The sequence below is a fragment of the Gimesia algae genome, assembly GCF_007746795.1.
Taxonomy (GTDB): Bacteria; Planctomycetota; Planctomycetia; order Planctomycetales; family Planctomycetaceae; genus Gimesia; species Gimesia algae.
The window spans coordinates 4,847,537-4,868,859 of the sequence record NZ_CP036343.1; the positions used below are offsets into that span (position 1 = coordinate 4,847,537).

Below are 21,323 nucleotides of genomic sequence, written 5' to 3' on the forward strand. Positions count from 1 at the left end.
TGAAGGTCACGAGCCCTTCAATCTCTCTGAATCCGAATGGAATTACTCCCGGTCCCTTAAGTACACTCGACTTACAGTAAACGTAATTTTTGCCGCATTGGATCAAACTTAATTTGCAGAATTCATTCCGGATAGTCAACCTGAACCAGATACAAACCACACGCCGGCGCAGTCGGCCCCGCCTGTGAACGGTCCATTCCTGCCAGAACTTTCTGTACATCGCTTAGGGTCCAGCGACCGACGCCTACTTCCAGCAGCGTCCCCACAATCGCGCGCACCATATTGTATAAAAATCCGTCTGCTACGATATCAACGGTAATAAAATCCATAGAAGTAGAACTCTCCGAGGCTGGAGCGGACTGCTCCAGTGCTCCCCAGATTGGCCAAACCCCGGTCCGCTGCACCGTCAGTTCTTTAATCGTCCGAATACTGGTTGCCTTGTTGGGAAAATGTGATTCAAAACAGCGAAAATCATGTTTTCCCAGTAACTCTTGCCCAGCGACATGCATGCGGTCAGAGTCCAGCGGACGGCCGAATTCGCTCACATATTTTTTCAGAAACGGATAGGAAACCGCGGAATTATGAATCACATACCGATACCGTTTCTGGATGGCCGAATAGGTAGCATGGAAGTCTGCAGATACTTCCCGGGCTTCTCGTACACAAATACTGTCTGGCAGAAATCGCTGCAGCCCTGTTTGCAGATTTTTACAGGGGATTTTAGAGTCCGTCTGAAAACTGGCGACCTGCCCTAAAGCGTGCACACCGGCATCCGTGCGACCTGCGACCAGCACGGGACTGCACTGCTGCGTCAGCTGTTCAATTGCCTTTTGCACACAAGCCTGGACTGACGGCCCATTGGGTTGCACCTGCCACCCCGCGTAGTCCGATCCGTCATAAGCTAATGTCAGTTTGATATTTCTCATGAACGATCAATCAGCAGAGTTCAACACAGACAGAAATTGAGATTGCCGGAAAATTCTCCTTACAAACCCAGCTTCTCTTTCCAGTACTGTGTCTGTTCTTGCACTGGTGCTTCTCCCCCCGAACCAAAACTACAGAGCGCTGCCATCGCATTTCGTGCCCCCAGGACCTGATAGATATCCTGCTCAATCTGCAGACAGGCCTGCTGCAGTTCTTCCAGAGACAAATCCACTAGACGAATGGACCGCGATTCACACAGCGAAACCAGTTTCCCCACGATGCCATGTCCGGTCCGCATCGGCGTTCCCTTTTTGATCAGGTACTCCATCAGCGCAGTCGCGTCGAGAAATCCGTCTTCCAGCTTATTTGCGATCGTTTCCTGTTGCAGCTCTGCCCCTTCCACCATTGCCGCCGCCAGTTCCAGACAGGCGGCTACCGTATCGTAGGCATCAAACAGCGCCAGCTTGTCTTCCTGCATGTCACGATTGTAAGCCATCGGCAGACCTTTGAGCAGCACCAGAATCTGCTGCACATCGGAGATCGGTCGGGCCGACTTGCCGCGTATCAACTCCAGCACATCCGGGTTCCGCTTTTGAGGCATAATCGACGAACCCGTAGTAAACGCATCAGGCAGTTTAATGAACCCGAATTCCGTCGAGAACCAGGCAATCCATTCTTCCGCCCAGTTACTGAGATGCGTCGCAATCATCGCCATACAGAAACAGAACTCCGCCAGGTAATCCCGGTCGCTGGAAATATCCAGGCTGTTACGGGCCACGTCGGTGAACTCCAACAGTTCCGCCGTATAATGCCGATCAATGGGTAACGACGTTCCCGCCAACGCGGCTCCTCCCAGGGGGGAGACATTCACCCGCTTCAGGCAGTCTGCCAGACGCTGTCGGTCGCGGTCGAATTTCTCACAGTAAGCCAGCCAGTAATGGGCGGCCTTCACTGGTTGCGCCCGCTGCAGATGTGTGAAGCCAGGCAGTACAAGATCCTGGTCTCGCTCGCAGCGCTCGACAAACGCAGTCTGCAGATCCTTGAGCAGTCCGTCCACTCGCTGAATCGCCTCGCGTGTGTAGAGCTTCAGATCAGTCGAAACCTGATCATTGCGGCTCCGCGCAGTATGCAGCTTGCGGCCCACATCGCCGACCCGTTCGATCAGCGCGCTTTCAATATGCATATGGATGTCTTCCAGTTCGAACCGAAACTCGAAGTTTCCTGCTTCAATTTCCTTGCCGATCTGGGTCAGCGTCTCGACAATCTGCGTGCATTCGTCATCGCTGATCAGTCCGACTTTGGCCAGCATGCGGGCATGCGCCTGTGAACCCTGAATATCCACCGCCGCCAGTCGGCTGTCAAAACTGATCGATTCCGTAAACGCTTCCACGCGGGCATCGGTCTGCTGTTGAAATCGTCCTCCCCAGGCTTTTGCGGCCACGGTGTTTCTCCACTGCATGTTGATTTTGAAAGTTGAACTCAGATCACTGTTATCGAAGACAACAGTCCCTGAACAGGAGATTAATCAGCAGGCCGCCATCCATCAAGCCGCCTGCCAGCCCGGAGTGAAAATGCAGCGATAATTTATGCTTTTTGGCCGGGTAATCTGGATTTTTGTTGGTAAATGGTCTCTTTCCCCCTCTACGATGGAATTCAGAGCGTTCCTTTTTTGCCACGCATCAAAACATTTATTAAGACCAAGATTTGAAGCTTGAAGTCACTGCCATGAAAAATCTGCTACCACTCCTGACCACCGTTGCCTGTCTGCTGGGAAGTTCTCATGCTCAGGCCGCCATTGAAGCACAGAAACCGGATTCCCACTCGGAAACCACAACCACTGAAACAACTCCTCAGTGGATTGTTCAGATTTCGCCAGCACCAGGAGTAAATTCATATGCCACACGGGAAACCCGCTTCCCGCTGATGCAAAGCCTGCAACCAGCCGATAAAAAGCCCGATTCAAAAGACCTGATTATCATCGCGCCGCGCGAGATCCCGGATGTCCAATCCACAGCGGTCTGTGAAAACTGCACCGCACGTCAGACCCCCATCAATCGCAGCTATTATCTGCGATCAATGCCCTGGTATCAGAACTCTACATTCGCACGCCTGCAAGGTTCCCCTGCCAATTACATGTACGGTGATCTCATCCGCTCCAACTGGTTCGGATCGCCTTATCAGGGAAACACATTCTACTACAACGGTTACCGACCCTCCTTCCGTTTCGGCTCTCTGCAGTTCCGTGGGTTTGGAAATTATGATCGCATGTATAATCCACGGATCATTCCCTTTGGATATCAGTTCGCCGGTCTGCAGGACTTTTACACCGCTCTGGCATGGACATCGATGTTTCCTTCTCTACCTTGATCTTCAGTTGCCATCCATCGATTGCAATCTGCCACACACTTCCTGCTCAAAACCGATCTAAGCCCCTCTCTTTGGGGGATTTGCCTAGCCTGTGCTAACCAGATCCGGTAAAATCATCTGCTCAATCTCTCCGATCATCTTCCACTTATTGAAGACGGGCCGAACGGATGACTGAAGTATTTAATCACGGGATGTGCGCACCTCATCTGCTGAATCGACGTCAGGCATTACAGGTCGGTGTCGGACTCTTCGGCTTAAACCTGCCACAGGTTCTGCAAGCGTCAGCCGGTCCAGACAAACCTGACCTCTCCTGCATCTTCATTTTCCTGGCAGGAGGCCCGAGCCATTTTGAAACGTTCGATCCCAAACCCAATGCACCAGTGGAAATCCGAGGCCCCTGGAGGCCGACGAGCACAAATGTGCCTGGCACACAGATATGTGAAAAACTCCCTCTGCTGGCAACCCGCATGGATAAAGTGGCACTCATTCGCTCCTGGCAAGGCAAGAGTGGTTCACACAGTACCGGTTCCCAACATGTCGCCAGTGGTTTCGCTCCGGTAGGCAAACAGTATTTCCCTAACTTTGGTTGCCTCGTCTCAGCATTATACGGTAGTCGTGTGCCCGGAGTTCCTCCTCACCTCGGCATACCAGTTGCCGCGCGCTACACTGACCCTCCCGGCTATCTGGGTACTGCTTTCTCCGCTTTCGACCTGAAAGGTGATCCGCAAAAACCAGAGATGGAACTGGGGGGATTGAATCTTTCACGAACACGATTCGAAAATCGGCTTTCGATGTTGGATCAGCTGGAAAACTTGAGTCGTCTGCAGGATGTAAAAAATTCGCAACTGGAATCGGTCGATAAGTTCACTGATGAAGCGATTGCCATGCTGACCAGTGGTGCAATGCAGAAAGCAGTGAATCTGAATGAAGAGCCGGTCAACACGCGCGAAAGGTACGGCGACAACCTGTATGGTCGCCGTGTTTTGCTGGCCCGCAGGCTGATCGAAGCCGGCGCGCGATTTGTAACAATCAACCAGGCTGTACAGGGGGGACTGTTTGGCAGTGCAAAGACAAACGGCACCTGGGATAATCATGGCTGGCTGTTCGACTCCATGATGTCTTTCGCCAGTCGCCCGGCCGGAATGCCTGAGAACAAAAGGTGGCACAGCTATACCGGCCCCGGCAATCTGCCTCAATTGGACATGTCTCTGTCTGCATTACTTGATGACCTTGATGATCGTGGCCTGTTGGACACCACCCTCGTCATCGCGATGGGAGAATTCGGTCGCACTCCCAAAATCAATGCGACTGCGGGACGTGATCACTACCCGAATGCAGGCAGTGTACTGATGGCCGGGGGCCCTGTTCAACGGGGGGTTGTCATTGGTGCCACCGACCGCAAAGGCAGCCTTCCCAGCACCCGCCCCTGGCGGCCCGAAGACTTTGCTACTTCAATTTACCATGCCCTGGGCATCAATTCACATCAAACCTACTTCCCCCGCCTGCCCCGTCCCACTCCTATTGCAAACGGAGAAATTATCGAGGGATTGTTTTAAGATCATGTAAGCTACACCATCGTATTTCCATTGAGTTCCAGAAAACTCAACTCGATCATTTCCAAGGGATTGCATCCGCAGTTCGCTCCTGCTAGTTTTCAGTTTTCAACCTGCACACAGGTTTTCTAATCGCGACTGATCCTCGAAGGAGTCTGTATATCAATGACGACTGAAGCTCCCAAAGCCGTCGTGCTCGTCAGTGGAGGCCTCGATTCGGCAACGACATTAGCCATTGCTGCCGACGCCGGTTTTGAATTGTATGCCCTGTCATTCGATTATGGTCAACGACATCGGCACGAACTGAAAGCTGCGGAAAAAGTCTGCCAGGCATTTGATGTCAAAAAATTCGTGACTTTTCCGTTGGATTTACGCGTCTTTGGTGGTTCCGCGTTGACAGCTGATATTGATGTCCCCAAAGATCGCTCCGAGCATGATCTGGAAACGGGAATTCCCATTACCTATGTTCCCGCGCGGAATACTGTATTTCTTTCACTCGCATTGGCCTGGGCAGAAACGCTGAATGCCTACGATCTGTTTATTGGTGTAAACGCCGTCGATTACAGCGGCTATCCCGACTGTCGCCCCGAGTTTATCAGTGCCTTTCAGACCGTCGCTTCACTGGCTACCAAAACTGGCGTCGAGCATTCTGGCCACTGGAAAATCCATACTCCGCTTATCTCGCTGAAGAAAGCTGACATTATCAAAACAGGCATGGAACTTGGCGTCGACTACGGACTGACACACAGTTGCTACGATCCACTGTCTGATGGTACACCTTGCGGACACTGTGACTCCTGCCAGCTTCGCGCCAAAGGTTTTCAGGAAGCCGGCTTTGCCGATCCTGCACTGAAAACAGACTGAAATACTCAACTGGACGGTTTCAATTCCCAACCAGGGACTGTCACCGGCGGCTCGGTCGGTGGTTCGACCAGTTTTCCATACAGGTCAGGTCGACGGGCACGTATATAGCGCCGTCCTCCGGCCTGATGCAGTTTTTCATCCGTGCACAATGCTATGGCAATATCATCACCCAGCTTTGTACATTCGGCAATGATTTCGCCAAACGGATCCACAATCATCGAGAGCCCCGGTTTGACTTCCTGATCATCCATGCCAACCGGATTCGTGAAAATCGCATACACGCCGTTGTCATAAGCTCGCGCGGGCAGCCACTTCATCAGCCAGCCTTTGCCTTTAGGCCCTTGAAACTCCTGTCGTAACCTGACCGGATCACGCTGGCGATTCTGCCAGAGCGCAGGATCGACCAGCCCACGTCCCGGCATCACGGACGGCAGACAGCAGGTCACATGAGGCATGAAAATAATGTCTGCCCCCAGCAGCGCTGTCATCCGCACGTTCTCAACCAGGTTATTATCGTAACAGATCAATATACCGCAGCGGCAGCCCCGCAGATCGAAAACCACATATTCACCGCCCGATGCCAGATGCGAATTCACAAATGCATGCAGTTTGCGGAATCTCGCTACCAGTTCACCACCATCAACACAGACATAAGTATTATAGACTTCGCCTTGATCGACTTCGAACAGTCCCGCCAGAATCGGCACACCGACTTCCTGTGAAATCTGCATCAGTTCCTGAGTACTCGGGCCATCGGGCACCTGTTCCGCCAGATCCAGCAGTTCCTCTTTCGAGAATGATTGCACAAACGTGTAAGCGGGGATACAACATTCATGGAAGCTGACAATTTCCGCTCCCTGTTCGACCGCCTGTTGTGAGAGTTCGCGAATCCGCTGCAGGTTAAAAGCTTTGTCCCCATTACGGTGTTCAAACTGGACGGCAGCGATCCTGATGTCTCTCATTTGGCTTTTATTCCTGATCTGCTAAACTGTGGGACAACCAATCTGTGCAACAAACCTATCTTAATCTGATGATTTTCAACAATAAAGGGACTGATCGAACCGATGGCTATGCAATTCACAAATGAATCACTCTCCTCTCTCACTGCTGACTGGCTGGTTTTAGGGCTGGCCGAGTCGGCTCCACTGAGCGCCTCAATTACGGAACTGGACCAGACACTAGGCGGTCTCCTATCCCGTCTCATCGAAAGCGAAGATTTCACAGGCAAGGCGGGCACCACGACCACATTGCTGGGGATTACTGAAATCAAGACGCCACGCATTCTGCTAGTTGGGCTGGGGACGGCTGAAAGTATCAGTCTCGCATCGCTGGAAAAAGCAATGACAACCGCCGCTCGCTCAATTTCCAGTAAGCCGGACACCAGCATTGTCGTTGCCCTGCCTGAATTGGAAAAAAGTTCTCTCTCGACAGAGCAATTCGCTACAGTGATCAGCGCATCAATGATCGTGGGAGCCGTCGGCCAGGACCTGTACCGCAAAGAGGCAGCACGCTTCCCCTTTCAGCAGATCACGATCGCAGGCAGCGGTGAGGCAGCCGAATGCCAGCAGGCAGTGGATCGAGGCACGATTCTGGGAGAATCGATTAACCTCGCAAGAGAGATGGTCAACCGCCATGCCGGCGATATTTTCCCAATCAGCTTTGCTGACCGTGTGGTCGAAGTGGCGAAATCCACAGGGCTGGAAGCCGAAATCCTCGATGAAAATCAACTCAAACAGGAAAAGATGGGCTCCATGCTGGGCGTAGCACAAGGCAGTGATCAGCCGGCACGTCTTGCCATTTTGAAATATCAGGGTGCAGATCCCTCTGCTCCCACACTGGCCCTGGTGGGCAAAGGGGTCACCTTCGACAGCGGTGGACTTTCCCTGAAACCGAGCGATGGTATGAAAACGATGAAATGCGATATGGGGGGCGCTGCTGCAGTTCTCGGCGCCATGAATGCGATCGCTCAACTCAAACTGCCCGTGAATGTCATCGGCTATATGGGTCTGGTTGAAAACATGGTCAATGGATCGTCTTACAAACTGGGCGATGTCCTGACGGCTCGTAACGGGAAGACCATCGAAGTCCTCAATACCGATGCGGAAGGGCGACTGGTTCTGGCTGATGTTCTCTCTTTTGCCGTTGATCGTGGCGCATCAAATATAATTGACCTGGCAACATTAACGGGAGCCTGCGTAGTCGCGTTGGGTGAAGAAGTCACCGGGGTTTTTGCAAATCAAGCCGACTGGTCTAAAGCGGTTCAGGATGCAGCCAAGGCCAGCGGAGAAGATGTGTGGGAAATGCCCATGTTCCCGCAGTTTGCCGATCAACTGAAAAGCGATGTCGCCGACCTTAAGAACGTGGGAACCCGCTGGGGTGGCGCCATCACCGCGGCCAAATTCCTGGAAAACTTTGTCAGTGAAACGCCGTGGGTGCACCTGGATATCGCCGGACCGGCGTTCGCCTCAGCGAATGCCCCCCATCGTGAAGGGGGCGGAACCGGCTGTATGGTCAAAACACTGGTCCAAGTTGCCGCTCAGTATGGTTCAACCAAATAAAAAGAATCGATTACTCTTCTGATTCTCTGTCGAGCGCCCCCAGGTCTTTCAGCGAGGCTGCGGGGCGTTTTTTGATTCCTCGCGGACCTTTGAACTGCTGCGTTACCGGAAAGTTGTTCTGAATCGCAACCGGCAGCAGACCGGCTTTGTTTAGGCACGCTGATTTCGCAGTCAGAAAGAAGAGATTCTTCTCCAAGTCCTGAAAACCAGGATTATCACCAGAATGGATTTCTGCTTCTGATTTCACATTCCCATAACTACTCGAATGAGCGGCTTTCCAGCCCGCCTTGATCCAGTTATAGCTGAGCCCCGCAGTTCCCTTCTCATCCAGAATCGCTAAACTGCTGCCTGCGTGCGTGGTAAATAGGATGTTGTTGCGGCACTCGAGATGCTCGCTGTTCGTGGAGAGTCTGACCAGCGTTGTCGAGGCGCGTCTGGAAATCATCGTATTGTTATATAAAAACAACGTCCCCTTACGGTAAGCACTTTCATCACCACTATCGCCGCCATAATGAATCATCTGGCTGTTGGAATCCTTTTCCAGTTTGATCAGGACATTCCCATACACGTAGCTGCTGCGATAGCGAGGATCAAAGCGAATCGTATCGCCCCCTTCGGAATCCACGAGATCCAACTGGCGGTTTCCGCTCTCAATCCAGTTGTATCGCACAACCAGCCCCGCCGAACGGTCTTTGAGATTATTCCCCAGACAGTTTTTTCTTAAAGGCCCCAGGTAGTTTCCCTGAAATGTGATTCCCGCCGCTTCTGTGTAGACATTATGTTCATAATAACTGTTGGCAATCCCGTTATGGTAGATCGAACAGTTTTCCACCAGCAGATCTTTGGTGTCATACGCTACAAACAGCCCATTGCCACAGTCATGCAGGTAGCAGTTTCGAATTGTAATATGCTCCCCTTTTTCAACAAAAATGGCCGCCGCATTCTGAAAGTATTTCTGCAGTCCTTCCGAACTGAAATAGAAAAAGGAAGGTCGCGCACTGCGAATATCGAGGTTTTCAATTACAATGTAGGCGGGCATGGTATCAGCGGGGTCGCGGGCACCACCAATCTTGATGATGCTTCGCTGTTCTCCCCAGAAGCGTAGCTGAGGACGCGTCATCGCCCGGCGTCCATCAATCACAGGCAGCTCCCCTTTTTCCGAGGGAATACCTTTGACCACAATCGGCTTGTCTTTGGTGCCCCGCCGACAGAGAACCCACTTGGTATGGTAAGGTTGAGGTCGCCAATGGATCTGAACTTCATCCCCGGCAACCAGACTTTCCCAGGGAACTTTCTCGACCAGGGTGTATTTTTTGCCGGGGCCGACTTCGTAGATGGTCGCTTCGACTTTGGTTGTGAACAGACAAAACAGGCTACAGGTCAGGAGGATCAGCATTGAGGATGAACACAGGCATCGCAACCTGAGATTCCGTTGTGTCACACCATCACGTTGATTCACAGCACTTGGTCCTTTCTGAACAATCCCGTCTTTGTCGATCAAGAATGGGGATGCTCACCTCTCAGTACCCGCTGACATGAAACTTTAAGTTACAGCAGACTAATGAACCTGAGCTGGTACCCACTGCACTGGTCGTGCTCCCTGTCGCGGTTGAGCGGAACTGGGTATCATAGCTGGGGCATGTAATAATGCGGGAGGAACCGATGACATTGGTTCTTCCGCAGCTGGAGCCGGCGCTGGTTTGCCCATCACACCTTTTGATCCCTGAGCGGGGACCGGGGATACTTTTTGGGGAACCACGGTGGCAGGTCCTGTATGCGGAGCGCTCTCTGGGTGAACTGACTCCTGCATATAATTGCCTTCATAGGTTGGAGGGGCTTCGTAAGTTTGTGGGGATTCATAAGTTTGTGGCCCCTGATAGCCCTGCGGCCCACAGGTGGGACAGCTAGACTGCGGAGCATAGGTCGGCGTAGGGTAAGATTCCATAGAACCATCGTCACCACCATAACTGAATGTTCCTGAAGTGATCATGCCTGGAATCGTACCACCAAAACCGCCTCCACAGGGATCACAAGTATTGCACGGATCGCAGGTCGAACAGGGATTACAGCAATGCTTCATCATTCGCTGTGCACGGTGCTTTGAAAGCTTACATTTGATATCATCCATGAAATCTGTGGGGCCATACATGGGACCGCTACACACCATACCAGTTGCAGGGTCATAATATCCCGGGCCCGCACAACCAGTCATTGGCAGACAAAGTAAAATTCCTGCAATCAGTTTGAGCAACGATTTCATTTTGAAAATCCGGTTAATCTCTGTTCTTCTTAAGTAGTTTCAGTTCATTTCCAAGAGAGAGAACTTTGGATGCAAGTTTCCCTTATCACTGTCATCGACATTTCAAAATGTTAACCTTTAATGATTATAGGAATTATAACGAATTCACTTTCATTTAAGTTGAACCACTCCAGTCGCCGTAAAGTATTAAATAGCAACACATAAGAATGGACTGATATGACAGAACGGGAACAGATACAGCTGGGAAAAATTGGGTTCCGTGCCATGTGGAAATTTGGAGGACTGACTCCCTGGGACTTAATTATTCGAACGCTGAAAGGTTACGAAAAGCACCACCTCAGCGCCCATAGCGCGCAGTTTGCCTACTACTCCATCTTCACTTTCTTTCCTCTGCTGATCGTTATCATTGGCTGCCTGGCACAACTGCCGATTCGGGGCGTCATCCTAAGTGTGGAAAACGCCATCAATCAGGGATTACCCAGCAATGTCTCCAGTATGCTGTTTGCTCAGATAGAAGATATTCAGAATAAAACCACGCTCAGCCTGATTGGGGGGGGCGTGTTTCTGCTTGCCTGGGGAGGGGTTCGTTTGTTTATTACAATGGAAACGGGCCTGGACTCTGTATTTGAAGTTGAACATCGTAGATCATTTCTGCGCTCAGGTGGATTGGCACTGCTGCTGACATTTGGCGTATTGATTCTGCTGCTCACCGCATCCATTCTTCTGGTGGTGGGGCCTGAAATTGCCAGTCTGTTGATAGCAAATTTTCAATCTACCTGGCTGCATCTGTTATTTTCTGCGGGTGTTCGCTGGTCGGTGGCCTGCGGTTTCATGCTGATTTCCACTTCTGTGATCTATTGGGCCGTTCCCAGTATTACATTGCCTTGGAAGATCTTTACTCCCGGCAGCATGTTTGTCGTCATCAGTTGGGTCCTGATGCTGCTGGGTTTTCGCCTCTATGTCGAAAATTTTGCCCACTACAACGAAACCTATGGAACAATCGGGGGATTCATTGTGCTGCTGGCATGGCTCTATCTGACAGGAGCGATTCTGATGATCGGAGGCGAAATCAACGGTGTCATCTACCAGGCAGCGAAACTGAAATCGGAAGAAACTCCTTAAGTCCCCGGCCTCCCGGGTCAGCCAATCAGCATAAATCAATGCGGTTCCTTATTGACGAAACCAGATCGCGCTCAATAAAATACACGCATAAGAGAACTCTTATTTTTATTTCGCGCTAAGGATCGCAAAAATGTTCCGCGTTGAATTTGGTAAATCAGGGAAGTACTGTGATGGCATCAGTAGACGCCATTTTCTGCAAGCGGGAATCGCCGGGATGGGGTCGGCCAGCCTCTCACAAATTCTGCATGCAAAATCGCTGTCTGAACAGTCAGGAATCGAAAAGAAAGACACTTCGGTCATACTGCTCTGGCTGGACGGCGGGCCCAGTCACATGGATCTCTATGACCTGAAGCCCGAGGCCCCCAGTGAATATAAGGGGATCTGGAATCCCATCCACACAAATGTACCGGGCATGGATATTACCGAAATGTTCCCGCTGCAGGCAAAATGTGCTGACAAATTTTCGCTGATCCGCTCATTGCATCATAATACCGGCGATCACTTTACTGGAGGCCACTGGATGCTCACCGGTCGCGGTGGTGTGAGTGGCGGCAGCACACCTGGACGAAATCCTTCGATCTCTTCCATGGCGACCAAAGTTCTGGGACCGCGTAATCCCAGTATGCCTGCTTATGTTTCCGTCCCTTATGCATCCAGCATCGGCTTACGGCCTGGTTATTTTGGCGGAAACTTTCTGGGCGTTCAACATGATCCGTTTGAAACCGAATCGGATCCCAACAGCCCGAATTTTCAAGTCAAGAACCTGAATCCAACAACGGGGCTGTCGATTGATCGTCTGAAGGATCGCAAGAGTCTTTTGAAAAGCTTCGACCAGTTACGTCGCGAAGTGGATCAGTCCGGCATGCTCAATTCCATGGATCGACTGGATCAGAAGGCCTACGAAATGGTCACCGGCGAAAAGGCCCGGCAGGCATTCGATCTGAACACAGAAGATAATGAGCTACGTGAAAAATATGGCCGACACACCTGGGGACAAAGTGTACTCCTCGCTCGCCGTCTAGTCGAAGCGGGAACCACATTCGTCACTGTGCACTTTGGTGGCTGGGATCACCACTGGAATCTGCAGAGTGGCATGGACAGTTATCTCCCGCGCGTCGATCAGGCAGTGAGTGCCCTGTTTGAAGACCTGGCCCAGCGCGGATTGAGTGAGAAAGTGCTCGTCGTGCTCTGTGGCGAGTTCAGCCGAACTCCGCGCATGAATAATGGCGGTAACGGCGGTCCTCCCCTTAGCATGGGAACCCCGGGCCGCGATCACTGGGGGAACTCGATGACCTGCCTGATGGGCGGCGGAGGCGTCAAAGGCGGACGCATCATTGGTGCCACAAACCGACTGGGCGAAGCTCCTGCCGACCGACCGGTACGCCCCGGGCATATTCACCACACAATTTATCGCGTCCTGGGTATGGATCCAGAAACCTGGTTTACCGATCATTCCGGTAGACCAATTGCCGCCATTGACCATGGTGAAGTCATTCACGAACTTTTTTAAACCCTCCAACAGTCTGTAGATCAGCGTGCTTCCCACATCCCTTGACTCATGTTCTGGAGATTCACCGGCAAGGATGGCTCATTCCCGACAGCAATGGGTTCAATTCCTGTCACTGTTAACGGGGGTCTGCCTGCTCTGGCTGGTCATCTTGCCTCAGATCGCCTCCATCCCGAGCGTAAAGGCAGATATCGATTTTCTCGAAGAAAAAAAAATCGATCCCACAGCCATGTTTTACTCTGATCTGGAAACAATTGAAGACACGGTACAGAATATTTCGGACTTCCATAAAGCACATCCGGACGCGTTGTGGTAAGGTGGAGTGCATCACATTTTCCATAGCGTCAGTCATGGCTATTATACCTGGTTCAATTGCCCTTGGAGACGCTACAGTAAACCCGGACACAGGCTAAATAGAGACTAAAATTTCCAAACCGAAATGCTGAGTCAGTCTGAATAGAACAATTAATCTCAAACCGAAAGTTTCCCATGAACTCCGACCCGTTCCGGGAGGCCCTTTCCCGCTATCCTTCCAGTCAGGGACAAACGCTGACAGAACTGTCTGATGTAACTCCGGTACTGGTTGTGTTTCTGAGACACGGCGGCTGCCCGTTTTGTCGTCAGGTACTCGATCAACTGAAATCACTCTCTGCTCAACTGGCGGAACGCCATCTGCAACTGGCCATCGTGCATATGATGGATGACAAAGAGGCAATCAAATTATTGTCCCACTATTCGTTACAGAACGTTTCCAGTTTCAGCGACCCGGAACGCAAACTCTATGAACTCTTTCAGGTCAAACGAGGCAGCCTGGCCGAGACCGTGGGCCCTGCTGTCTGGTGGTCCGGCTTCAAAACGACAGTTCTCTCTGGTTATCTCCCCGGGATTCCAGGCAAGGACGTTCAACAACTGGGTGCCGCCGTGATTCTTGATCAAGGCAATGTCGTCGCCAGTTACTTCTCACAAAATTCAGCGGACCTGCCCGACTGGGATCAACTCCTGTCCTGCGAGCTTCCCCGGGAATAACTGAACCTTGATTTCCAATTCAATCACGAACCTGTCATAATGCGGTGACTCGGATCAAACCTCGCTTTTTTCAATTTCAACACTGACAGTTTCAGCCTTATCATGACTACCGATTTTCCAGAGACGATCAATCAGGTCGAACAACTCGACGAACTGTTAAGCCGCCCCACTCCCCAGGTGATTCAGGCGCTCCAGCAGACAACCGGCGATATCATTCTGCTGGGTATTGCCGGCAAAATGGGACCGACATTAGCCCGCATGATTCTACGCGGCGATGAAGCTGCCGGTATCAGCCGGCGCGTGATTGGTGTCAGCCGCTTTTCCGATGAAGCCAGCAGGCAACCTCTCGAAGACCTGGGAATTGAGACCATCAAAGGTGATCTGCTCGATTCCGACTTCATCAGCAGTTTGCCTGATGTCCCCAATGTGATCTACATGGCAGGGATGAAATTTGGCGCTACAGGAAACGAGTCGCTCACCTGGGCAATGAATACTTATCTACCTGCACTTGTCTGCAACAAATATTTAAACAGCCGCATCACCGCATTCTCGACCGGTAATATTTACGGTCTCGTCCCGGCAACCGGTCAGGGCTCGGTGGAAACTGATAAACCCAATCCTGTGGGCGAATATGCAATGAGCTGCCTGGGGCGCGAACGGATGTTCGAACACTTCAGCCGCACCCTGAACATACCGATGACCATCATCCGTCTCAACTATGCGACGGAATGCCGATATGGCGTACTCGTCGATCTGGCCTTGCAGGTCTATCACGAGCAGACCATTGACCTCTCTATGGGTTACGTGAATGTCATCTGGCAGGGGGACGCGAATGCGATGACACTTTGCTCGATGCCCGACACTGCTTCCCCGCCAGCCTATCTGAATGTCTCAGGACCTCAGCTACTCGAAGTCCGTGACATCTGCGAACAGTTTGGCAAACGGTTCAATAAACAGCTGCAATTCACGGGAACAGCGGCCGCTGATGCTTTACTCAATAACGGACAATTCGGTCACAAACGATACGGTGCCCCCCTGGTAAATGTGGACAAGATCTTCGACTGGACTGCTGACTGGATTCAAAACGAACGTCCTCTGCTGGGTAAACCCACACACTTTGAATCGCGCAGTGGCAAGTTTTAATTACAGTCTGTCAGGCACGAACGCTCGATAAATACAGGAAGCTTTTCTCGTGAACTCTTCACAAATCACAAAAATCCTGCAGCAGGGAACAGCTATCCCCGCCCACCCGCTGGCATTGACCGCATCACGAAAACTGGATGAACGACGACAGCGAGCACTCTCGCGGTATTATATCGCCAGTGGTGTCGGCGGCCTGGCAGTCGGCGTACATACGACGCAATTTGAAATTCGCGATCCCGGTATTGACCTGTTTCAACCGGTACTGGAACTGGCGGCTGAAGAAATGAACCGCGCCGACAACCAGAATGAAAAACCACTGCTGCGAGTCGCCGGGATTTGTGGTGACACGAAACAGGCCACCAGCGAAGCGGCCATCGCACGCGAAGCTGGTTATCATTTCGGGCTGCTCAGTCTGTCTGCTTTAAAAGACGCCGACGAATACAAGTTAATTCAACATTGTCAGGCCGTTTCAGAAGTGATCCCCGTATTCGGCTTCTACCTGCAACCCGATGTAGGCGGACGCCTGTTGCCTTATTCCTTCTGGCGTCGCTTATGTGAAATCGAAAATGTCGCTGCGATCAAGATGGCCCCCTTTAATCGCTATCACACACTGGATGTCATCCGGGCGGTCGCTGAATCGGGGCGTGGTGATATCGCCTTATATACAGGCAATGATGACAACATCGTGCTCGACCTGGTCACTCCTTTTCGCTTCAACTCTGATAAAAAGCAGCTCGAACGTCGAATCGCAGGAGGGCTGCTCGGCCACTGGGCTGTCTGGACCAGCAAAGCCGTAGAACTTCTCAAAGAATGCCAGCAGGTCGCATCAGCGCACTCGGATATCCCTCTTTCCATCCTGCATCGGAATACTGAAGTCACTGACTGCAATGCCGTGCTGTTTGATGTCGCCAATCACTTCCAGGGTTGTATCCCCGGCATCCACGAAATATTGCGTCGTCAGGGCCTGCTGGAAGGAACCTGGTGCCTGAATCCCAATGAAACTCTCGGTCTTGGTCAGTTGGAAGAGATTGACCGTATTTATGCTGCTTACCCACATCTGAATGATGATGAGTTTGTCGCAGCAAATCGGGACGACTGGCTCAGCGGCTGATTATTTCTCTCTATTCTGAAAGAGAAATGTCCCCAGCTTGGAGGCGGTGAGAATATCGATTCTCCCATCCTGGTTAACATCGGAGGCTTCGATCTGCACCCCGATTCCTGACCAGTCATCGACCAGATGGGGAATATATTGGACTTTATCATTCTCGTTGCGTTGCAGTTGAAACCAGTAAACCACAGGTGCTTCTGCGGGCTCAATATCTCTGTTCGGACCATGTGCCCAACGTCGTTTACCGGTCACGACATCCTGCAGACCATCGCCGTCAATGTCAGCCAGAGCGAGAGCATGTGGTTGAGTGAATGCAGCACCATACTGCTTCAATTCGCTGCGATCACCCATTATTGTATGCTGTTTAAAAGTGATCTTCGCATCCTTCTGCTGTTGTTCAAACCAGGCGAGTCCCCAGCCGTGCGCATCGATGCTGGAGATCACATCGTTGTCACCATCGCCGTCTACATCGTAAACCAGCATCTGTGCTCCGCCCTTCTCTTTTGCAAACAGAAAAGGATGAAACTTCCAGTCTACTGCTCGCTGCGCCGGATTTTCAAACCAGCCATCATTGATCACAATGTCTGTCGCTTCATCTCCATTCAGGTCACCCGCTCCCGTTCCATGATAGAAGCGATTCCATTCTCCATGTGGTCCGATAGCATGAAAATGCCAGGGCTTGTCCGGCGCACTCCAATCCGGTGCTAACCAGCCCCATTGGTTCTCCCAGTGACAGATCAGTTCCGGCTTTTCATCACTGGTCACATCGACCAGGAGCGGTGACTCGCCCTGAACGCGTTCGAAGACGAAATGCTTTTTCCATTCCCCGTTTACCGTTTGAGGATTTTCATACCAGAACGCTTTGTGAAGATGTACGCGTCCCAGCACCAGAATGTCATCCCAGCCGTCCGAATTGAAATCGTACACAAACACCAGCATGCAGTTACTGGGACTATCAGCGGGTGGCCAGGATACTGGCTCGTAAAAACTTTGCTTTTTCTCGAAAGCGGGCCCTGCATACCAGTAAGGGCCGGCAACAATATCGCGCTGTCCATCATGATTGAAATCACCGCTGGCGATACCATCCGCGAAGTATTTATCAGTCAGAATTTTTTTCTGAAACTCAGCGGCTTGCGCCACCAAAGTAAAGACAGTCAGAACAGTAAAAGCACTCAATACAAGAAACTGATTGACTCGTTTCATTGATTCATTTATCCGGACGCGAGGGATGTAGTCTGTCAGATACTTCAGATCGATCAAGTAAGTCGAAATCCGTATTCCAACTCTACAAAACTTTAGTCAAAAATCAATTCGTTGCTTCATAACCCAAGTTTCGAGCCGGGGTTGACGATAATGATCATAGCGAGTAATAAATGGCTCCTTCCCAGTATGCAAGCCGGCCTTAGCTCCACACTGTAAACCATTTCCCGATAAGCATTTATCGACGAAGGACCGTCATAATGTTTGATGAAAACACCAGCCAAATCCTCCAGGAAGCCGTTAACGAGATGTTAGTCTGGGTAGGTTTCGGAACCTTGGTCGGCCTGGCCGCCAAAGCCATCATGCCTGGAAAAGATCCGGGGGGCGCAGTGAGCACCCTGTTGATGGGCATCGGAGGCAGCGTGGTCGGGTGTGGTACTTTGATGTTTTTCTGGGATGGTGCCCGGGTGACTCCGATCAGCACGTTTGGTTTTATTGCGGCGACAGGTGGCGCATTTGTGCTCTTGTTTTTCTATCGACTGCTCTCCGGTTCCTTTTTCTCTGAAGCCGAAGATGGCGAACGCTGGCTGCACCGTCGTCGCCGACGTCGTCGTGCTCGCGGACTGGCTGACGAAACTTATTAAGCAGCATCTTTCTTATGCTTTTGATCCCCCACCAGAATAGAAACAGAAACCCTCTGCTGTCAGATCGAATTAAGGCCGATAATCAAATTCTTGAAAAACAATTTTCTCCTGACTTGTGAGCTATAAAATAACCAATCAGAAGGGGAATTGGCTGGGTTTTTCCTGGTAAACTGGGTTGAACTGCATAACTTAATACGCTATATAATCTTAAACAGCATGGCCGAGTGGCGGAATGGCAGACGCACGGGACTTAAAATCCCGGGTCCGTAAAGGGCGTGTGGGTTCGAGTCCCACCTCGGCTATCTTTTTCAAAGCCCCTCTCTCGCTAAATAATGCTTCCTGGAACAGATCGTTTGATTTTGTCTCTGTTTCTGCATTGCATTTTCTTATGCTCCCCAGACGTTCTATCAGGAAGATATTTCCCACTTATAAATTGCCAATCTGAACGATCCAGCTGGAAATGTAATTAGACTGTGTCCAGTTTTACTGTAGCGTCTCCAGGACTATTTGGACCGAGTATACTAGATTGAGAGACGCTATGGTTAAATGTGAAGCGATCTAATCTGGAATTCAGAATCTGACATAAACCGGGGTTTCTCTATTTTCAGATAAAACACATAATAGCATATCTCTGTCCTCTTTTCGGATCCTGAATAATTATCCGAATTTGAGACTCATGTTAATCAGATTTCTCAGACACCCATACAATGGTGGGGTGCGATACGCCTGACGCAATAGCATCAGGTCGTAGCAGCGCTTGCTCATTGAGCGGGAATTGTCTTGATGTGTCTGAAAACGGACGTCAAATTCGACTCAAGATCTGTTTCGACTCCAGCCTGCGTTATTTTTGTTTGAATTCCATAGTTGTTTGCTCTGAAGTTCAAAGACGAACACACTAGACTGGGTCCAGTTTTACGATAGCGTTTCCAGCGGCATTTGGATCGAGAATATTATTTCGAAAGACGCTTTCGTTAATTGTGATGCGCTCTAGTTACTCAAGCTAAGGCGTGCGAAAACCGGTATGGACACCCCAACTGACCAGCAGATATCACAAACATCAACTCACTTCGATTCCAGTCCTGCAGCCCACAGCGAGACTCATAAAGGCCGCAAGCAGGAACCTTTCAAACACGGGCAGTCCGAAAAACAACTGCGACGATCATCACAACATACTCAGAATATACTGGACAGCCTGTTTGTCTTTGTAGGTATCTTTTCAAATGAGGGCATCCTGCTTGAAATAAAACATCCCCCTCTGGAAAGAGATCATCTCAATACATCAGAAATGATTGGAAAACCATTCTGGGACACAGACTGGTGGTCACATTCTTCCGAAGCACTTCAGACTCTCAAGCAGGCTCTGCTGAGATCTGCACAGGGTGAAGTCATCCGCTTCGATACAAAAGTCCGATTGTCCAAAACTCGAATGATGGACCTGGACTTTACATTTGAACCACTCTATGACGATGAAGGACAGCTCTGCCAGATTATCGGCTCTGCAGTGGATATTACTGACCGAATGCTAGCAGAAAAAACAGTTATCAGAAAGAGAGCGCAAGTTGAAGCCTTGTTACAGGTCAACCCTGATCTGCTCTTTCATATGAGTATCGACGGAACCATTGTCGGCGTTGAAAGTGGAAAACTGAAAAACTTTCTACTCCCGACAGACACACTGCATCAAATGCAGATGCGTGAACTGTTTCCGGAAGCGGTTGTCTCCCAGTTTGAGCTGGCGATTGACCAGGTAATCCAAACACAGAATGCTGCTGCGTTTGAGTATACATTGCAATCCGAGTTACGTACGCACTGGTTTCAGGTGAGATTACTGCCTTATCTACCGGAAGAAGTTCTGGTCGTCATCCAGGATATTTCCAGACTCAAGGAGTCAAAAATTGAAGTGAACCGCGTTCATACAAGATTGTACGAAGCACAGAGGCTAGCACACTTCGGCAGTTGGGAATGGGATCCGCAGAATAACAACCTCTGGTGGTCGGAAGAAGTCTTTCGTATTCTGGATTTGACGGAAACAGAACTGCAGCCAGATTACCATTCCTTTCTCCAGATCATCCACGAGGAAGATCGGGAGTTAGTCTCACGGGTTATCATCAACACGTTAAAGAACAATTTACCATTCAGTATCGAACACCGGATTATCAGGCCGAACGGTGAAATCCGCTACGTCCATCAACAGGCGGCCCTCAAGATGCTGCCAGAGCACACAACTCCGTTAATGTATGGCACGATTCAGGATATCACAAAAAAATATGCAACGCACCGTATGGCTCATGAATATCGGGACGAACTTGCTCATGTGTCCCGCCTCTCTGTGATGGGAGAACTTGCGGCGGGTCTTTCACATGAGTTAAATCAGCCTTTGACTGCGATCGCCAATTACAGCGCTGCTATAAAAAATCTACTGGAACGGGGAGAAGATGCTTCTGAAGTGATTGATAAAGTGATCGAGCAGTCCCTGCGTTCCGGTGAGATCGTCCAGCGATTGCGTTCATTGGTCAAAAAACGAAAGCAACAACGGGCTCTGTTTAACATTCACTTTAGTATCCGTAGCGCCATACAATTAATTAGCTACCAGATCCGATTAAAACAAATTCAGGTTCAAACCTGGAACGAAAATAATTTCACTATGGTTTATGCAGATCAGATCCAGATTGAACAGGTACTGATCAATCTGTTCAAGAATGCGGTAGAGGCCATGGCAGACAGTGATTCTCCCAGAATTTTGACGATTTCAACAGCTGCTGGCCAAAACAATATGATTCATATCTCCGTTAAAGATACTGGCCTCGGGATCTCTGCTGACCTTGCTCGCCGCTTGTTCACACCGTTTACCACAACCAAAAAAGAGGGCATTGGTATCGGGCTTTCGCTCAGTCACTCACTCGTCGCTGCTTCTGGAGGAAAAATGTGGCATACCCCCAATCCGGAAGGAGGTGCGATTTTCCATTTGTTACTACCCGCATTTCAGCCCCAGCAGGATCACGCCGACTCCAATTCTTGTGGCGGTATTTCTTTCTGAAATAATCTTGAAG

The 21,323-nt window shown here is 50.6% G+C and carries 18 protein-coding genes and 1 tRNA gene; 13 read left to right on the forward strand and 6 right to left on the reverse strand.

Going from position 1 to position 21,323, the window contains the following annotated elements; all coding sequences use genetic code 11:
- Nucleotides 1–122 precede the first annotated feature (122 nt).
- Together truA and argH are read right to left on the reverse strand one after the other, a co-directional pair.
- Nucleotides 123–926: a tRNA pseudouridine(38-40) synthase TruA gene (gene truA, locus Pan161_RS17950; protein ID WP_145229424.1), complete on the reverse strand. Its 804-nt coding sequence runs from the start codon at nt 924–926 to the stop codon at nt 123–125.
- 59 nt (nt 927–985) lie between these two features.
- Complete coding sequence (gene argH, locus Pan161_RS17955; protein ID WP_145229426.1) at nt 986–2,365, reverse strand: argininosuccinate lyase; 1,380 nt, start codon at nt 2,363–2,365, stop codon at nt 986–988.
- A gap of 284 nt (nt 2,366–2,649) precedes the next feature.
- On the opposite strand from argH, the gene Pan161_RS17960 reads away from it, so the two are divergent.
- From Pan161_RS17960 to queC, 3 genes are all read left to right on the forward strand, one after another.
- Nucleotides 2,650–3,291, forward strand: a complete 642-nt coding sequence (locus Pan161_RS17960; RefSeq protein ID WP_145229429.1) for a hypothetical protein — start codon at nt 2,650–2,652, stop codon at nt 3,289–3,291.
- Nucleotides 3,292–3,458: 167 nt separating this feature from the next.
- Nucleotides 3,459–4,847: a DUF1501 domain-containing protein gene (locus tag Pan161_RS17965; RefSeq protein ID WP_145229431.1), complete on the forward strand. Its 1,389-nt coding sequence runs from the start codon at nt 3,459–3,461 to the stop codon at nt 4,845–4,847.
- Between the two features lie 162 nt (nt 4,848–5,009).
- Nucleotides 5,010–5,708, forward strand: a complete 699-nt coding sequence (gene queC, locus Pan161_RS17970) for a 7-cyano-7-deazaguanine synthase QueC (RefSeq protein WP_145229433.1) — start codon at nt 5,010–5,012, stop codon at nt 5,706–5,708.
- 5 nt (nt 5,709–5,713) lie between these two features.
- On the opposite strand, the gene Pan161_RS17975 is transcribed toward queC, so the two are convergent.
- Nucleotides 5,714–6,670, reverse strand: coding sequence for a nitrilase family protein (locus Pan161_RS17975; protein ID WP_145229435.1), 957 nt, complete (start codon nt 6,668–6,670; stop codon nt 5,714–5,716).
- Between the two features lie 102 nt (nt 6,671–6,772).
- Here Pan161_RS17975 and Pan161_RS17980 point away from each other — a divergent pair, with 102 nt between their 5' ends.
- Nucleotides 6,773–8,266: a leucyl aminopeptidase gene (locus Pan161_RS17980; RefSeq protein WP_145229437.1), complete on the forward strand. Its 1,494-nt coding sequence runs from the start codon at nt 6,773–6,775 to the stop codon at nt 8,264–8,266.
- A gap of 10 nt (nt 8,267–8,276) precedes the next feature.
- Here the strand turns inward: Pan161_RS17980 and Pan161_RS17985 are convergent, their stop codons facing one another.
- Together Pan161_RS17985 and Pan161_RS17990 are read right to left on the reverse strand one after the other, a co-directional pair.
- Nucleotides 8,277–9,725: a right-handed parallel beta-helix repeat-containing protein gene (locus tag Pan161_RS17985; RefSeq protein ID WP_145229439.1), complete on the reverse strand. Its 1,449-nt coding sequence runs from the start codon at nt 9,723–9,725 to the stop codon at nt 8,277–8,279.
- A 99-nt stretch (nt 9,726–9,824) separates the two neighbouring features.
- Nucleotides 9,825–10,526, reverse strand: a complete 702-nt coding sequence (locus tag Pan161_RS17990) for a hypothetical protein (protein ID WP_145229441.1) — start codon at nt 10,524–10,526, stop codon at nt 9,825–9,827.
- Nucleotides 10,527–10,742: 216 nt separating this feature from the next.
- On the opposite strand from Pan161_RS17990, the gene Pan161_RS17995 reads away from it, so the two are divergent.
- The 6 genes from Pan161_RS17995 to Pan161_RS18020 all read left to right on the forward strand — a co-directional run bounded on the left by Pan161_RS17995 (nt 10,743) and on the right by Pan161_RS18020 (nt 16,435).
- Nucleotides 10,743–11,648, forward strand: coding sequence for a YihY/virulence factor BrkB family protein (locus Pan161_RS17995; protein WP_145229443.1), 906 nt, complete (start codon nt 10,743–10,745; stop codon nt 11,646–11,648).
- A 130-nt stretch (nt 11,649–11,778) separates the two neighbouring features.
- The gene (locus tag Pan161_RS18000; protein ID WP_145229445.1) at nt 11,779–13,158 is read left to right on the forward strand and encodes a DUF1501 domain-containing protein; all 1,380 of its coding nucleotides are present in this window, start codon (nt 11,779–11,781) and stop codon (nt 13,156–13,158) included.
- A 73-nt stretch (nt 13,159–13,231) separates the two neighbouring features.
- Nucleotides 13,232–13,471: a hypothetical protein gene (locus Pan161_RS18005; protein WP_145229447.1), complete on the forward strand. Its 240-nt coding sequence runs from the start codon at nt 13,232–13,234 to the stop codon at nt 13,469–13,471.
- 173 nt (nt 13,472–13,644) lie between these two features.
- Nucleotides 13,645–14,181 carry a SelL-related redox protein gene (locus Pan161_RS18010; RefSeq protein WP_145229449.1) on the forward strand — a complete coding sequence of 179 codons (537 nt, stop codon included), beginning with the start codon at nt 13,645–13,647 and terminating at the stop codon, nt 14,179–14,181.
- 102 nt (nt 14,182–14,283) lie between these two features.
- Nucleotides 14,284–15,324 (forward strand): NAD-dependent epimerase/dehydratase family protein, encoded by a 1,041-nt coding sequence (locus Pan161_RS18015; protein WP_145229452.1) that lies wholly within the window; start codon nt 14,284–14,286, stop codon nt 15,322–15,324.
- Nucleotides 15,325–15,373: 49 nt separating this feature from the next.
- Nucleotides 15,374–16,435, forward strand: coding sequence for a dihydrodipicolinate synthase family protein (locus Pan161_RS18020; protein WP_145229454.1), 1,062 nt, complete (start codon nt 15,374–15,376; stop codon nt 16,433–16,435).
- On the opposite strand, the gene Pan161_RS18025 is transcribed toward Pan161_RS18020, so the two are convergent.
- Complete coding sequence (locus tag Pan161_RS18025) at nt 16,436–17,635, reverse strand: FG-GAP repeat domain-containing protein (RefSeq protein WP_145229456.1); 1,200 nt, start codon at nt 17,633–17,635, stop codon at nt 16,436–16,438. It abuts the gene before it with no gap.
- Between the two features lie 257 nt (nt 17,636–17,892).
- Between Pan161_RS18025 and Pan161_RS18030 the strand changes: the two genes are divergently transcribed.
- The 3 genes from Pan161_RS18030 to Pan161_RS18040 all read left to right on the forward strand — a co-directional run bounded on the left by Pan161_RS18030 (nt 17,893) and on the right by Pan161_RS18040 (nt 21,310).
- The gene (locus Pan161_RS18030) at nt 17,893–18,276 is read left to right on the forward strand and encodes a GlsB/YeaQ/YmgE family stress response membrane protein (RefSeq protein ID WP_145229458.1); all 384 of its coding nucleotides are present in this window, start codon (nt 17,893–17,895) and stop codon (nt 18,274–18,276) included.
- Nucleotides 18,277–18,494: 218 nt separating this feature from the next.
- Nucleotides 18,495–18,578 (forward strand) — tRNA-Leu (locus tag Pan161_RS18035).
- Nucleotides 18,579–19,297: 719 nt separating this feature from the next.
- A complete protein-coding gene (locus Pan161_RS18040; protein WP_145229460.1) occupies nt 19,298–21,310 on the forward strand; it encodes a PAS domain-containing sensor histidine kinase in 2,013 nt (670 codons plus the stop codon).
- The last annotated feature ends 13 nt before the right edge of the window (nt 21,311–21,323 follow it).

Excerpts from the sequence above, each read along its gene's own strand:
- queC (WP_145229433.1), top strand. The coding sequence starts at position 5,010 with ATGACGACTGAAGCTCCCAAAGCCGTCGTGCTCGTCAGTGGAGGCCTC.
- Pan161_RS18025 (WP_145229456.1), bottom strand. The coding sequence starts at position 17,635 with ATGAAACGAGTCAATCAGTTTCTTGTATTGAGTGCTTTTACTGTTCTG.
- Pan161_RS17995 (WP_145229443.1), top strand. The coding sequence starts at position 10,743 with ATGACAGAACGGGAACAGATACAGCTGGGAAAAATTGGGTTCCGTGCC.
- Pan161_RS17980 (WP_145229437.1), top strand. The coding sequence starts at position 6,773 with ATGGCTATGCAATTCACAAATGAATCACTCTCCTCTCTCACTGCTGAC.
- Pan161_RS17990 (WP_145229441.1), bottom strand. The coding sequence starts at position 10,526 with ATGAAATCGTTGCTCAAACTGATTGCAGGAATTTTACTTTGTCTGCCA.
- Pan161_RS18015 (WP_145229452.1), top strand. The coding sequence starts at position 14,284 with ATGACTACCGATTTTCCAGAGACGATCAATCAGGTCGAACAACTCGAC.
- Pan161_RS18005 (WP_145229447.1), top strand. The coding sequence starts at position 13,232 with ATGGCTCATTCCCGACAGCAATGGGTTCAATTCCTGTCACTGTTAACG.
- Pan161_RS18030 (WP_145229458.1), top strand. The coding sequence starts at position 17,893 with ATGTTTGATGAAAACACCAGCCAAATCCTCCAGGAAGCCGTTAACGAG.
- truA (WP_145229424.1), bottom strand. The coding sequence starts at position 926 with ATGAGAAATATCAAACTGACATTAGCTTATGACGGATCGGACTACGCG.
- Pan161_RS17975 (WP_145229435.1), bottom strand. The coding sequence starts at position 6,670 with ATGAGAGACATCAGGATCGCTGCCGTCCAGTTTGAACACCGTAATGGG.
- Pan161_RS18000 (WP_145229445.1), top strand. The coding sequence starts at position 11,779 with ATGTTCCGCGTTGAATTTGGTAAATCAGGGAAGTACTGTGATGGCATC.
- Pan161_RS17965 (WP_145229431.1), top strand. The coding sequence starts at position 3,459 with ATGACTGAAGTATTTAATCACGGGATGTGCGCACCTCATCTGCTGAAT.
- Pan161_RS18010 (WP_145229449.1), top strand. The coding sequence starts at position 13,645 with ATGAACTCCGACCCGTTCCGGGAGGCCCTTTCCCGCTATCCTTCCAGT.
- Pan161_RS18040 (WP_145229460.1), top strand. The coding sequence starts at position 19,298 with ATGGACACCCCAACTGACCAGCAGATATCACAAACATCAACTCACTTC.
- Pan161_RS17960 (WP_145229429.1), top strand. The coding sequence starts at position 2,650 with ATGAAAAATCTGCTACCACTCCTGACCACCGTTGCCTGTCTGCTGGGA.